Below are 13408 nucleotides of genomic sequence, written 5' to 3'. Positions count from 1 at the left end.
AAAAATTCGGTAAATTTGCATATAATTATTTTTAATGGACGCTAAACAAAAAGAACTTAATTTTTCAACAATCAAGGAGGTTTTAAGACAATATCTTCAGCATAAAGGTTTTCGAAATACGCCGGAACGCTACACGATTTTAGAAGAAATCTACAATATGGAGCATCACTTCAATGTTGATGATTTGTACCTTTTGATGATGCAGAAAAAATACCATGTTTCCAAAGCGACCATTTACAATACCATCGAAATATTTCTGGATGCCGGCTTAATCAGAAAACATCAGTTTGGCGAAAAAACCATGACTTCTTCTTCCTACGAAAAATCATATTTCGATAAACAGCACGATCATTTGGTTATTTACAAAAAAGGCTCAGACAAAGAAATTCAGGAAATCATCGAGTTTTGTGACCCGAGAATTCAGGGAATCAAAGATTCTATTGAAGCAGCATTTGGTGTAAATATTGATTCACATTCACTTTATTTTTACGGAACCAAAAAAGATTAATGAAAAAAATCTTCGTTTTTTTTCTCTTCATAAGTGCCCATGTTTTTGCGCAGATCAATACCCAGCCCAACCAGGATTTGGTCAAAGATCCTTTTTTTAATAATCCAAAAAAAGGAGCTCCCGCGGAAAAGGTGAAATTAATCCATTCCGATTTTTTTCAAAAGGCTTTAGACAAATACCAGGGAAATCCCTACTTCTCCGGAAATGTGCAGTTCGCCCACCAAGGTTCGGTCTTAACGGCTGATGAGGTTATTTTTTATCAGGAACAGAATTTTGTGAAAGCCATCGGAAATGTAAAACTTCAGAATGCCGACGGTTCAGTCATTACTTCCGGTGAAATGGAATACGACGGAAATACCCAAAAAGGAATCGCCCGAAAAAAAGTATTGCTTGTCGATCCCGGACAAACCATTGAAACTGAAACGCTGTATTACGACCGCATTTCCAATAAAGCCTATTTCAATACGGGCGGTACGATTACCAAAGACGGCAACGTGATGTACACCAAATCTGCCACCTACGACTTGAACAGCAGATTAATTGATTTTTCCGGCAATGTGAAAATCGATAATCCCGAATATACGGTGGAAGGTGTGAATATTATTCAGAACCAAAACACCAATACCGCAACATTCAACGGTGCTACAACCATTACCAATAAAAAGAATCCAGCCAATCTAATTTATACAGAGAAGGGAACCTACAACATGAATTCTAAGGAAGTTTATTTAAAGAAAAATTCCCGTATTCATTATAATGGAAAAATACTCACCGGCGACGATATGTATTTCAATCAAATCACCGGATTCGGAACGGCCAAAGGAAATGTAACCCTCCGCGATCCTTTAGAAAAACGCTATATGAAAGGAGGTTACGGCGAAATCTACGAGAAAAAAGACTCCGCGATGATGACCGATAAACCGTATGCTGTGAAAATTTTGGAGAAAGATTCCATGTATTTTTCTGCAGACCGTATTTTGGCTTATCAGAAAATAGATGAACAAAATCCCCTCAAGAAAAAGAGTTTCCTGCGTGCTTATAAAAAAGCCAGAATGTTCAAATCCAATATTCAGGTTAGAGCCGATTCCTTAAGTTTTAATGAAACCGACGGAATCATGCATCTCGACGGAAAACCCATCGCCTGGAGCGGCGAGAAACAGGTAACCGGCGATAAAATAGAAGCGTATTTCGATACCGAAAAGGAGTTTATAGATTCCTTGCGCGTCATAGGAAATGCGTTCGCCATCAGCAAAGTGGATTCACTAAGTTTAAAAGATGAATTCCATCAGGTGAAAGGAAAACTGATGACGGTTTATTATAAAGAAAATGAAATCAAGCTGGCAAAAGTAATCGGTAACGCACAATCAATTACGTACGCCGATGACCAAAACGAAAAAACCAAAGAAGTAGAAAGAATCGGTGTGGCGCTTTCTACCTGTGGCACAATTGAAGCCGAATTCGAAGACCGGAAAGTTCAGATTATTTCCTGTAACATCGGTGCCAATACCGACTTTTATCCGATGAGTTTAATCTCGCACGAACAAAGGTTTTTTCCCGATTTCAACTGGAATACCAAAGACCGCCTCCATACCTGGCGCGATATTTTCGTAGAAACACCGGATTATCCCGAAATAAAATACGAAGCCGACGACGCTCTTTATAACGCTGCCCAAAAAGCCATCAATGATGAAAAAGCAAAAGAAGAAGCCAAGAAACCGAAGAGGGTTCGGAAGTAAAAGATAAGTAACATTATGAAAAATTTACTCCAAATAGTATTTGTTCTTTTTACGATTCCTTTTTTTCAAAGTCAAATTTTGAAACCAGATGAGATTATTTGGGACAAATCTAGAAAACTTTCTACTGACGAGTTTCATATTAAAACAGATGATACTTTATCTCCGATTAGAAGTACAGTAATTATATCATGGGAATTGATGGGTTTTAGTGTTTTTAATAAGAATTTTAATCAAAATGTAACTACTAAAATAATTAAGTCGGCTTCTTTGGTAAATCCAAATTTGCCAAATGTTGAACAGCTCATAGACTATCAACAAACTATTTTTGATTTGGCTGAAATATATGCCAGAAAGATGAGAAGGGATCTATTTTTAAATAAATCAAAACTGTGGAAAGGATTTGACTTTGCCAGCGAAATTCTTAATGAGCATTTAAATGAATTTCACAGAGTTCAACTTCTTATGGATAGACAAACTAATTCTGGAAACGATGCGGATAAATTGAAATATTGGCAGGATTTAATTAAAACAGAATTGAGTAAAACACAACAATACGATTATCAAAATAAAGCAAAGATCAATCCCGAAAAAAACGATACTGAAAACCCAGTATTTACCATATAATGCAAACAGATTTTTTTAAATACCAGGCGCAAACCACGCAATTTGCCGCCGGATTTGAAGTTGAAAAAGCTTCCGGTTCCTACATCTACGGAAAAGACGGACGAAAATACCTGGATTTCGTAGCCGGAGTTTCTGCCAATACTTTGGGACATTCACATCCGAAAATCGTAGATGCCATCAAAACACAGGCAGAAAAATATCTGCACGTTATGGTTTATGGCGAATACGCTCAGGAGATGCCGGTGAAATTATGCAGGCTATTAGCCGATGCTACGCCCGAACCTTTAGAGGTTACTTATCTCGTCAACTCCGGCGCAGAAGCAATCGACGGTGCTTTGAAATTAGCCAAACGTTTTACCGGCAGAGAAGAAATTATTTCGATGACCAATTCTTACCACGGAAATACCCACGGCGCTTTGTCGGTTTCGGGGAATGAATTTCACAAGCGGGAGTTTCGTCCGCTCCTGCCGATGGTCAGTTTTATTGAATTTAATAATCAGGAAGATTTTGATAAGATTACCGAAAAAACGGCCTGTGTTTTAGCGGAAACCATTCAGGGTGCTGCGGGATTTTTAGTTCCGGATGCTGACTATTTCCGGAATCTTAAAAAGCGGTGTGAAGAAGTTGGCGCTTTATTAATTCTCGACGAGATTCAGCCTGGTTTTGGCAGAACAGGAAAACTCTTTGCCTTCGAACATCTGGACATGATTCCGGATATTCTGGTAATGGGGAAAGGTATGGGTGGTGGCGTTCCCGTAGGTGCTTTTATGAGTTCGAAAACGATCATGCACAGTCTTTCTCATTCACCGAAGTTGGGGCATATCACGACTTTTGGCGGAAATCCGCTGATTGCCGCCGCAAGTTATGCTACTTTGCATGAAGTTATTGAAAGTGGTTTGATGAACGAAATCCAGGAAAAAGAAGATTTATTCCGGGAATTATTAGTTCATCCAAAAATAAAAAATGTCAACGGAAAAGGCTTGATGTTGGCCGTGAATCTCGGTTCACCTGATTTCACTTTAGAAGTTGCAAAACGCTGCATGGAAAAAGGACTCATCGTTTTTTGGCAACTGTACCGAAATGAATATTTACGGATTTCGCCGCCGCTTACGATTTCTTTAGCTGAAATTAAAGAGGGTTGCGAATTTATTTTAGAGGTTTTAAATGAAATGGAATAGTACTTCTCATCTTCTGTATCAACAAAAATCGAATTCTCAACCCCAAATGTATGGCGGAATTTAACAAGCTTTGAAACCTTGTAAATTCATTAATTTGAAAAAGTCTTGTAAAGACTACGATTTGATTCTTTCAGTAAAATGGAAAGATGTTTTGAAAAAAAATATTTAAAATAGAAAAGGAACTTTTTCTTAGCCCCGATGGAAGCGGCATCCCGCGATGATATATGTCATGGTTTTGAAACCGGTTTTTCAGAATCGCGGATATAGCGGACAGCGGGACGGGTTTTGTAAGAAAATACCATTTAGTTGCTCCTAATGCCTTAAAGTATTTCCGCAAATATATTGCGTATATTAAAAATTAATTTATATATTGCGAGACATTAAAAAAAGGTAATAATATGGCGAAAACGAAAGTGCAATACGAGTTTCCAATGCACTGTCAGTCAGAGATTTTGTATGAATATATGGCGAGCGCAGAGGGACTTTCTGAGTGGTTTGCGGATGACGTGGTGGAAAAAGGAGACGACTTCTATTTTAGTTGGAGCAATGGTCCCGAAGAAAAAGCGACGCTTATTCGTTACAAACCCGAAAGTTTTGTGCGTTTTCGATGGGAAGAGGATGAAGGAACGAAAAATTATTTTGAAATGACCATCGTTATTGATGATATTACTGATGATCTGGCCCTGAATATTACTGATTTCTGTGATGCCGGCGACGAAGAAGAAAACCGCCTCTATTGGGAAAATTTAATCGAAAATTTAAAATTAAAATTAGGCGCATCCTAATTTTTTTAATCTAAATAAAAAGATGAACGATTTATCGTTCATTTTTTGTTGCTAAAATACGGTCTATTGTGAAATTATCTTTTGCTTCTGAGAATTTTCAAACCCACAACCGCGCCTTTTTATATGGTGATGCGGTACAGGTTTCTTTTTTTATCCGCAACGCTGAATTGATTATGGCGGAAGAATGTTATTTTTATTTAATGGCTTCGATGCGTAAAATGAGAATGGCGATTCCGTTGTCTTACACTTTGGAATTTTTCCAGAATTTATTCGGGGAAAAAGTCCTGAAACAGGAACTTAAAAATGGAATTATTCATTTCTTTGTCTATCGGAATGCAGATGAAAAGGAACTTTCAAAAAGTGGGATTTCTTATTATTTCGAAGTCGATGAAGTTGATGATATTTTGTCGGTTCAAAGAGAGTATGAACTTGATTTGATTAAGGAAATCAACGTGAATGCCAATGTTCTAAGCGGTATTCATGTTCATTGTCCGGAAAATATCTACGCAGAAATTTATGCGAAGGAAAATGATCTGGATGACATTATTTTCCTGAACCCCAATAAAAGAATTGCCAGAAGTGTCTGCGGGAACTTATTATTCCTGGAAAATAATACCATTAAGATCCCTAAAACCTCAGAAGGAGCCTATATTTCGCCACTGATGGAAAACTTTGTCACCTTTATTCATAAAAATAATTTGGCTCAGATTCAAGAGTCAGAAATGATTGCCTTTGAATCTCAAAAAGCAGAAGAGATTTTGATGATTTCAGATTTAAAAGGAATTTTCTCTGTTACCAAAATCCGGAATAAAACATTTGGAAAAGAAAGGTTTGCGGAAATGGTGGAAAAATGGAAAACCAGCTTCCTTTAAAAATTGACAAACCCAGTTAACAACCTTTAAAGAAAGTCATTAACCGGGTTTTTTAGATTTTAATTATAATAATAACGGGGTTGCAATCTTTAAATTATACCCCTGAGTATTAAAGTTCTGTTAAAGTTTTAAAACGCCAAAAAAGTGAAGAAACAAGATAATTTATGCCGGTTTCCAACCGCTAATCAATTCATCGATACATCTTCCGGCGCATTGGCCCACAAAAGATAATCCCCACCTAGATTCTGCATGATATTTTTCCAGAGACTCTGATCATTTGGAGACGTGTAATCCAGATTATATACATCTACCGGAGTCCATATTTTTCTAAGGATTTCGCTCTCCAACTGTTGACTGGACCAACCGGAATATCCGGAAAACACCTTCACATCGTTGATGGAAATCTGTTGATCTAAAATGGAAGAAATTACCTTTTCAATATCTTCAGTGAGATAGTATTCTTTGTCTATTGCCAGATATTCTTCTGTGATTTTCTTGCCTTTGCAAATGAAAAAAATCTTGTCGTTTTCTACCGGACCGCCATCATAAACTGCAACCTGGAATTCGAAGATTTCGAGCAGTCTTGAACTCATGTTTTTATTTTTTTTATTGAGTATCAGTCCAAAAGCACCGTTCTCATTATGGTCAACGATCAAAACGACAGAGCGTGAGAATATGTCGCCCGAAATATCGGGAGTGGAAATTAAAATTTTACCTTTGTAAGAATAATTCATCTGATAAATCAGGTTAAATAAAAACCTTTAACCAAATGTAATAAAAATTTAATGGAAAACTTGCACGACAAAAGAAAAATCTACAACCGCGCGGAACTTTTGGAAAATCAGATTAAAGAAAACCCAATGGAGCAGTTTCGGGATTGGTTCCTGGATGCTGAGCAAAATCCTCACATTTCAGAGGCCAATGCCATGGCGATTTCTACCCTTGAAAATGACGGCTGTCCGCGAACCAGAATGGTTTTGTTGAAATCATTCACTTGGGAAGGTTTTATTTTTTACACCAATTATGAGAGCAGAAAAGGAAAAGCGATTGAAAGCAATCACAAAGCGTGTCTGCATTTTTTCTGGCCCAGTTTAGAACGGCAGATCATTATAAAAGCAGATTTAGAAAAATTGGCTGAAAATTTAAGTGACGGTTATTTTCATTCCCGCCCCAAAGGAAGTCAATTGGGAGCGGTGGTTTCGCCACAAAGTCAGGTAATTCCGGATCGGGAATATCTAGAGGAAAAGTTGAAAAATCTTGAAAAAGAATTTGAAAATATAGAAATTCAACGACCAAAAAATTGGGGTGGTTATCTGGCAAAGCCTTATGAAATAGAATTTTGGCAAGGCCGACCAAACCGTTTACACGACCGGATTATCTATGAATTACAGGAAGATTTTAACTGGAAAATTTCACGGTTAGCCCCATAAAATAAGTCCCGAATATTCGGGACTTATTTTTTTAATATAATCGATAGATTATTTTTTCTTACCACCCATTACAGCGTCTGCTAAATCAGAACCTGCTTTGAATTTTGCAACTGTTTTTGCCTCAATTTTGATTGGCTTTTTAGTAGCTGGGTTGATTCCCTGTCTTGCAGCTCTTTCTGCTACAGAGAAAGTTCCGAATCCTACTAAAGAAACTTTACCATCTTTCTTTTTCAAAGTATCAGTAACGTTAGAGATAAAAGATTCAAGGGCAGCTTTTGCTGCAACTTTTGTAATGTTCGCATCTTTTGCGATAGCGTCGATTAATTCAGACTTGTTCATAATATTAATTAGTTAAGGTTAGTTCCATTGTTAAAGCAAATATAAAACATTTTTCATATTGTGCAAATTATTTGCTAAAATTTAATCAATATTCAATAAAATTCTTGAATACTGGACAAAATATACAATCCATAATTTTGTGTTTAATCGATGTTTCCGCGTTTTATTTTCGTGCCAAACTCAATATTTATCGCTATTGGATGAAAAATAATTATTGTTAATTGTAATTACGAATTATGGAATTCCGTACTAAATCCAAATCGGTATTTCATTATTGTTAAAATAAATGGCCGCTTCGTTTCTTTTTATTGTTTAATTGTTAATGAGAAATGAGGTGAGAATTGAAAATGAAAATTAATTTTATTCCTTTAATTAAAATAATTAAATTTGCGCCATGCTAATTGAAGTTTTTAAATCAAAGATACACCGCGTACGCGTGACCGAATCCGACCTTAATTATATTGGGAGCATCACTATTGATGAAGAATTGCTGGAAGCTTCCGGAATTATCGTAGGCGAAAGAGTCTATATCGTCAACGTCAATAACGGCGAGCGGTTCGATACTTATGCAATCAAAGGGAAAAGAAAATCAGGCGAAATTTGTTTAAACGGGCCCGCAGCAAGACGGGTGCAGAAAAACGACATCATCATTATCATGTCGTATGCTCAGATGACGCCGGAAGAAGCAAAAACCTTTCAGCCGAAAATTATCTTTCCGGACGAGCACACCAATCTTCTTACTTAATTTCTGAAAATTTCCCCTACTTTGAAACAGGACAAAAAACCAAATCCTTTTAAATCCTTTTTAACCATTGCGGTTTCCCTCGGCATTGCGACGCTTTTTATGTGGTTTGCCCTGAAGGGAATGGAGTTTAAAAAAATAATGGGCTATTTCGGAAAAGCCAATTATCTCTGGGTTTTCATCGCAGCCCTATTCGGAATTCTTGCGTACTGGTTTCGGGCGGTCCGCTGGAATCTTTTGCTGGAACCGATGGGTTATGCTATTTCAAACTCCAACTCATTCTGGACGATTTCCTTCGGATATTTAATGAATCTTACCATTCCCAGGAGTGGTGAATTGGCACGCTCAACGGCGTTATTTGGAGTGGAAAATGTGCCGGTCGAAAAATCTTTCGGAACCATTATTCTGGAACGCGTGGTCGATTTAATCTGCATGGTTGGGTTTTTGGGTCTGACATTGATTTTTAAATACAAAGCTTTTATCGCTTTTTATAATTATATCACCGAAGAAAAAGGAAAGACAGAAACAAATGCTTCCAACTCGAAAATTTATCTAATTCTTTTAATTCTTGCAGTAACCGCTGTTTTGTTTTTGGTGTTCAGAAAAAAAATGGAGCGGTTTCCCATTTATCAAAAAGTTATACATTTTGCAAAAGGAATTTTTGCGGGTCTGACCTCCATTTTCAAAATGAAACAGAAAGGAAAATTCCTGGCCTACACTTTAGGAATCTGGATTTCCTATTATCTGGCGGCCTATTTAGTTTGTTTTTCTTTACCGGAAACTTCTCAGTTTACATTTGCAGACGGTTTTTTCATTATCGTCGTTGGGACTTTAGGAATGATGGTTCCCGCTTCCGGCGGAATCGGTGCTTTTCACTTGGCGCTGAAATTCGGAATTATGGCGTTGTTTCTTTCGATGGGTAAAAACCCTGAAGAAGGAGGTGAAGTCGGCCTTTCCTACGCTTTTATTTCGCACACGATGCAACTGGTGATTATGATCGTTATGGGGCTGATTTCGATTCCTATGTTGGCAAAAGCGAGAAGTAAGGCAGTGCAAAATCGGAATTTATAAATTTAAAATTATCATAAAAAAAGAGTTTACCATTACAGTAAACTCTTTTTTATTTTAATTAATGAATTTTAAATCTTGAAATTTTTCTAAAGTTTAATTACCGAATAAATCCTTAATATTCCTAATTCTTTAATGTTTAAAATACGAATGCTTAAGTTGCTGTTTTATTTATAAAGTAATAACAGTCAGTGTTTTATCCAAATGCTCTCTTCAGCAAACTCTCTACTTTCGGTTCGCTTCCTCTGAAGTTTTTATACAGTTCCATTGGATCTTTTGTTCCGCCGGAAGAAAGCAAAACTTTATATTTCGCTGCGATTTCCGGGTTGAAGATCCCATTTTCTTTAAAATACTGAAAAGCATCGGCATCTAAAACTTCCGCCCATTTATAAGAATAATATCCCGCGGAATATCCTCCCTGAAAAATATGGGAAAAGCTTGTACTCATCACTGTTTCGGGGTTGCTTGGGTAAAGATTGGTCGCTTTGGTTTCTTCTACTTCAAAGGTTTTGATATCGGCCACTTTTTCAGGAATCGTATGGTAGCCCATATCCAGAATTCCAAATCCGATTTGTCTTAAAGTTTGATAACCTTCCATAAAGTTCTTGGAATCTGAGATTTTCTGAATTTTTTCGTTTGGTAAAACTTCGCCGGTTTCATAATGTTTAGCAAAGGTTTTCAGGAATTCGGGTTCATAGCAATAGTTTTCTAAAAACTGCGACGGAAGTTCCACAAAATCCCATTTTACCGAAGTTCCTGAAAGATTCGGGTAAGTTGTGTTCGCCAAAATACCGTGTAAAGCATGTCCGAATTCATGGAAAAGCGTCGTTACTTCTTGAAAAGTCAATAAACTTGGCGTGTCGGAAGTCGGTTTTGAAAAATTGCAGACCACAGAAATATGGGGACGGTTATTTTTACCATTTTTAATGGACTGGCTTTTAAAACTCGTCATCCAGGCGCCGGCTCTTTTGCCTTTTCTCGGGAAATAATCAGCGTAAAGTAGGGCTTTGAATGTTCCGCCTTCGAAGATTTCGTAGGTTTTTACTTCTTCGTGATATTTCTGAATTTCCGTAGTTTCCTTAAATTTTAACCCAAAAAGCGTTTTGGCCAGACCGAAAACAGCGTCCTGAACTTTCTCTAACTGGAAATAGGGTTTCAGTTCTTCATCATCGATATCGAATTTTTGTTTGCGCAATTTTTCGGCGTAGAATGTGTGGTCATAACTTTCCATTTGGTCAATGCCGTCTGCTTTTGCTAAGGTTTTCAGTTCCTCGATTTCTTTTTCTGCAAAAGGTTTTGCTTTCTCTAAAAGTTCATTTAAAAATGATTTTACTTTCTCCGGAGATTTCGCCATTCTTTCTTCCAGAACATAATCAGCGTAATTTTTGTAACCCAGAAGTTTTGCTTTTTGCTGTTTCAGAGCAATGATTTCTTTAATTAAATTCTGATTGTCGAATTCATTATTTTGGAAAGATTTTTTCCCGTTTGCTAACGCCAGTTCTTTCCGCAGCTCTCGGTTTTCAGCGTAAGTCATCAACGGAAGAAAACTCGGATATTGCAAAGTCACCACAAAACCGTCGAGATTTCGCTCTTTGGCTTCGTCGCGGTATTGCTGTAAAATCGCTTCCGGAATTCCTGCCAGTTCTTTTTCGTCGGTAATATGTTTGAAATAATTATTGGTTTCTGCCAAAACATTTTGCCCGAACTGCAGTGATTTCGTGGATAATTCAATGCTGATGTTTTTAAACTTTTCTTTGTCAGCCTCATTTAACAAAGCACCGCTTCTTACAAAACCTTTGTAAGTTTCATTTAAAAGCATTTGCTGTTCATCATTAAGACTGTATTTTTCTTTTTGGTCAAACACTTTTTTTATCTTTTCAAAAAGAGCTTTGTTTTGAGAAATATTGGCCGAGAATTCTGTTAAAAGCGGCGAAACTTCCTGAGCGATTTTCTGGATTTCATCATTGGTTTCGGCAGAATTCAAATTGAAAAAAATACTGGAAACCACTTCAAGTTTTTCACCTGAGAAAGCCAAAGCTTCGATCACGTTTTCGAAAGTGGGTTCTTCCCCGTTTTCAACAATTCCATCGATTTCCTTCTCCGAAACTTTAATGAGTTCCTGAAAAGCAGGAAGAAAATGTTCTTCTTTAATATCATTGAACGGCGCGGATTGATATTTTGTGGTAAATGTTTGTAATAATGAATTTTGCATTTGTGACTGAAGTTTAATTAAATTTTATCTTTAAAAGATTGAACAGCAAATTTACTGAAAATTATATTTTATCTTTGGTTTAACAAAATTCTAAAAAACCATGAAAAAACTATTAAAAATCCTGCTGGCAATCGTTGCTGTTCTGATCATTACGATGCTGGTCATGGGAAAAGCGTATCATTTTGAAAAATCGATTGTCATTAATGCATCCGCGGAAAAAGTGTATTCCCATATTAATTCCACAAAAGCGTTTAATGAATGGAATCCCTGGATGAAGCTGGATCCCAATCTGAAGGTAACTTATTCTGGAAATCCCGGACAAATCGGCGATAAATATTGTTGGGATGGCAATAAAGAAGCAGGAAGCGGATGCCAGGAAATTACGGCGCTGGTTCCCAATCAGAAACAATCGACCAAAATGGTTTTCTTTAAACCTTTTGAAAGCGATGCTACTTCAAACATTATTCTTACGCCAGAAGGAAACGCTACAAAAGTAACCTGGGATATGGATTGCGAACTGGATTATCCGATGAACCTGATGAAATTGTTTATGGATAGTCAAATGGATAAATCGTACGGAGAAGGTTTGAATGCTTTGAAAACAATTTCCGAAAAATAAATTTTGAAATAGATATCGAAGTCGGGTTTTAATCCGACTTTTTTTGTGATAGGATAAAAGTAATTCATTCCTTATTTTAATTATTAAAAGACTGTTAAAATATTGATAATGTTTGAAACCATGAGAAATAATTACCTTAAATTTGTATTCCGTTTGTAAAAAAGCAAAATCTTTAACAAACGACTTTAAATAAAATTGAGAAAAATCAGTAAATGAAAAAATTCACAGCCATTGCGCTTCTTTCTATAACATTAGTTGCCTGTAAAAAAGAAACCAAAACCGTTACCAAAGTTGATCCCCAAACCGGAAAAACCATCACCGTAGAAGTCCCAACTTCCGGCACCGATTCATTGAAAATTGAACAAACAGCAGAACAGGTTCTTGCAATTAGAGATTCTCTGGGAGTTTACAGGCAGACTTTCAAATTAGAAAAAGGCCAGACTTATCCTTTGGTCACTTACCAGAAAGATGTTCAGACAATGACCGCTCCAGATGGAAAATCGCAAAGTGGCACCAGCGAAACGACTGACGAAATGTCATTTACGGTTAATGATTTTAAAGACGGCGTTTATGATATTACCATCAATTTAACAGGAAAAAGAAATTCCCAATCGGCGAATGGTAAAACGGTGACTGTTGATACGAAACAAGCCGAACCCAAAGAGGAGCAGCTGAAAATGATGTGGAAAGTGAATAAAGCTTTGGTCGGAAATAAATTAAAGTTGAAAATGACCGAAACCGGAAAAGTGATTTCCATCACAGGTTTTGATGCGGTTTATAACAAAATTAGTGCTTCTGTGGGATCAACAATAAAAGATGCCAAAGACAAAGCCGGCTTTATCAACAGTTTTAAACAAAGCTTTAATGAAAAAATGCTGAAAGACCAGTTCACCAAAAATCTGGTTTTGATTCCGGCAGAAGGAGTGAAGATTGGCGATAAATGGTCTGCAAGCGAAAATGCAACGCCGGACGGAAAAATAAAATTGACTACAACATACACGCTGAAAAGTGTGGGCGACGGAATTGCACAAATTTCGGTTGCGGGAGGAATTCCTAAAAAATCGGATAAACAAACCCAGGAAGGGGTCACCAGATCAATGAGTTCTGAGTTGTCACAGAATGGAACAATCACATTGGATCAAAAAACCGGTTGGGTGAAAAATCAGAATATTGCGGTGAAAACAACCCAAGCAGAAACACTTTCAGATGGTAAACAGTCTCAAACAATGAAATCTGTTTCTAATTCAACGGTTATTGTAAATCCTTCAAAATAGGATTGCACGGACTGTTTTAAA

General features: G+C 36.9%; 14 protein-coding genes. 11 read left to right on the top strand and 3 right to left on the bottom strand.

Features of this window, described 5'->3' with window-relative positions; translation table 11 throughout:
* Positions 1 to 34 precede the first annotated feature (34 nt).
* The 6 genes from QF004_RS09430 (at position 35) to QF004_RS09405 (ending at position 5703) form a co-directional block, all read left to right on the top strand.
* On the top strand, positions 35 to 508 hold the full coding sequence (locus QF004_RS09430; RefSeq protein WP_133439997.1) for a Fur family transcriptional regulator: 474 nt from the start codon (positions 35 to 37) through the stop codon (positions 506 to 508).
* On the top strand, positions 508 to 2244 hold the full coding sequence (locus QF004_RS09425; protein WP_307425477.1) for an OstA-like protein: 1737 nt from the start codon (positions 508 to 510) through the stop codon (positions 2242 to 2244). The genes QF004_RS09430 and QF004_RS09425 overlap by 1 nt, the downstream gene beginning before the upstream one ends.
* 15 nt (positions 2245 to 2259) lie before the next feature.
* Positions 2260 to 2868, top strand: coding sequence for a hypothetical protein (locus QF004_RS09420; protein ID WP_307425474.1), 609 nt, complete (start codon positions 2260 to 2262; stop codon positions 2866 to 2868).
* Positions 2868 to 4046, top strand: coding sequence for an aspartate aminotransferase family protein (locus tag QF004_RS09415; protein ID WP_307425471.1), 1179 nt, complete (start codon positions 2868 to 2870; stop codon positions 4044 to 4046). Before QF004_RS09420 ends, QF004_RS09415 begins: the two co-directional genes overlap by 1 nt.
* A gap of 398 nt (positions 4047 to 4444) precedes the next feature.
* Positions 4445 to 4831, top strand: a complete 387-nt coding sequence (locus QF004_RS09410; protein ID WP_133440000.1) for an START-like domain-containing protein — start codon at positions 4445 to 4447, stop codon at positions 4829 to 4831.
* 68 nt (positions 4832 to 4899) lie between these two features.
* A complete protein-coding gene (locus QF004_RS09405) occupies positions 4900 to 5703 on the top strand; it encodes an aminotransferase class IV (RefSeq protein WP_307425468.1) in 804 nt (267 codons plus the stop codon).
* Between the two features lie 185 nt (positions 5704 to 5888).
* Here QF004_RS09405 and QF004_RS09400 read toward each other — a convergent pair whose 3' ends face one another.
* Entirely contained in the window at positions 5889 to 6437 is a 549-nt protein-coding gene (locus QF004_RS09400) for a YqgE/AlgH family protein (protein WP_307425464.1), read from the bottom strand.
* Between the two features lie 51 nt (positions 6438 to 6488).
* Between QF004_RS09400 and pdxH the strand changes: the two genes are divergently transcribed.
* A complete protein-coding gene (gene pdxH / locus QF004_RS09395; RefSeq protein ID WP_307425461.1) occupies positions 6489 to 7133 on the top strand; it encodes a pyridoxamine 5'-phosphate oxidase in 645 nt (214 codons plus the stop codon).
* A gap of 48 nt (positions 7134 to 7181) precedes the next feature.
* On the opposite strand, the gene QF004_RS09390 is transcribed toward pdxH, so the two are convergent.
* Positions 7182 to 7472, bottom strand: coding sequence for an HU family DNA-binding protein (locus QF004_RS09390; RefSeq protein WP_133440003.1), 291 nt, complete (start codon positions 7470 to 7472; stop codon positions 7182 to 7184).
* Positions 7473 to 7866: 394 nt separating this feature from the next.
* Here QF004_RS09390 and panD point away from each other — a divergent pair, with 394 nt between their 5' ends.
* Complete coding sequence (gene panD, locus QF004_RS09385; protein ID WP_133440004.1) at positions 7867 to 8217, top strand: aspartate 1-decarboxylase; 351 nt, start codon at positions 7867 to 7869, stop codon at positions 8215 to 8217.
* A gap of 21 nt (positions 8218 to 8238) precedes the next feature.
* Positions 8239 to 9285: a lysylphosphatidylglycerol synthase transmembrane domain-containing protein gene (locus tag QF004_RS09380; protein WP_133440005.1), complete on the top strand. Its 1047-nt coding sequence runs from the start codon at positions 8239 to 8241 to the stop codon at positions 9283 to 9285.
* A gap of 193 nt (positions 9286 to 9478) precedes the next feature.
* On the opposite strand, the gene QF004_RS09375 is transcribed toward QF004_RS09380, so the two are convergent.
* A complete protein-coding gene (locus QF004_RS09375; RefSeq protein WP_307425457.1) occupies positions 9479 to 11494 on the bottom strand; it encodes a M3 family metallopeptidase in 2016 nt (671 codons plus the stop codon).
* 100 nt (positions 11495 to 11594) lie between these two features.
* Between QF004_RS09375 and QF004_RS09370 the strand changes: the two genes are divergently transcribed.
* A complete protein-coding gene (locus tag QF004_RS09370) occupies positions 11595 to 12113 on the top strand; it encodes an SRPBCC family protein (RefSeq protein ID WP_307425454.1) in 519 nt (172 codons plus the stop codon).
* A 212-nt stretch (positions 12114 to 12325) separates the two neighbouring features.
* Positions 12326 to 13387 carry a DUF6263 family protein gene (locus tag QF004_RS09365; protein ID WP_307425452.1) on the top strand — a complete coding sequence of 354 codons (1062 nt, stop codon included), beginning with the start codon at positions 12326 to 12328 and terminating at the stop codon, positions 13385 to 13387.
* The last annotated feature ends 21 nt before the right edge of the window (positions 13388 to 13408 follow it).

Source organism: Chryseobacterium sp. MDT2-18 (genome assembly GCF_030815285.1).
Lineage (GTDB): Bacteria > Bacteroidota > Bacteroidia > Flavobacteriales > Weeksellaceae > Kaistella > Kaistella salivictor.
This window is presented reverse-complemented; position numbering and strand designations above follow the sequence as displayed.

Bases quoted from the DNA above. Each gene is read 5' to 3' on its own strand.
- QF004_RS09430 (WP_133439997.1), top strand. From the start codon at position 35: ATGGACGCTAAACAAAAAGAACTTAATTTTTCAACAATCAAGGAGGTT.
- QF004_RS09425 (WP_307425477.1), top strand. From the start codon at position 508: ATGAAAAAAATCTTCGTTTTTTTTCTCTTCATAAGTGCCCATGTTTTT.
- QF004_RS09420 (WP_307425474.1), top strand. From the start codon at position 2,260: ATGAAAAATTTACTCCAAATAGTATTTGTTCTTTTTACGATTCCTTTT.
- QF004_RS09415 (WP_307425471.1), top strand. From the start codon at position 2,868: ATGCAAACAGATTTTTTTAAATACCAGGCGCAAACCACGCAATTTGCC.
- QF004_RS09410 (WP_133440000.1), top strand. From the start codon at position 4,445: ATGGCGAAAACGAAAGTGCAATACGAGTTTCCAATGCACTGTCAGTCA.
- QF004_RS09400 (WP_307425464.1), bottom strand. From the start codon at position 6,437: ATGAATTATTCTTACAAAGGTAAAATTTTAATTTCCACTCCCGATATT.
- pdxH (WP_307425461.1), top strand. From the start codon at position 6,489: ATGGAAAACTTGCACGACAAAAGAAAAATCTACAACCGCGCGGAACTT.
- QF004_RS09390 (WP_133440003.1), bottom strand. From the start codon at position 7,472: ATGAACAAGTCTGAATTAATCGACGCTATCGCAAAAGATGCGAACATT.
- panD (WP_133440004.1), top strand. From the start codon at position 7,867: ATGCTAATTGAAGTTTTTAAATCAAAGATACACCGCGTACGCGTGACC.
- QF004_RS09375 (WP_307425457.1), bottom strand. From the start codon at position 11,494: ATGCAAAATTCATTATTACAAACATTTACCACAAAATATCAATCCGCG.
- QF004_RS09370 (WP_307425454.1), top strand. From the start codon at position 11,595: ATGAAAAAACTATTAAAAATCCTGCTGGCAATCGTTGCTGTTCTGATC.
- QF004_RS09365 (WP_307425452.1), top strand. From the start codon at position 12,326: ATGAAAAAATTCACAGCCATTGCGCTTCTTTCTATAACATTAGTTGCC.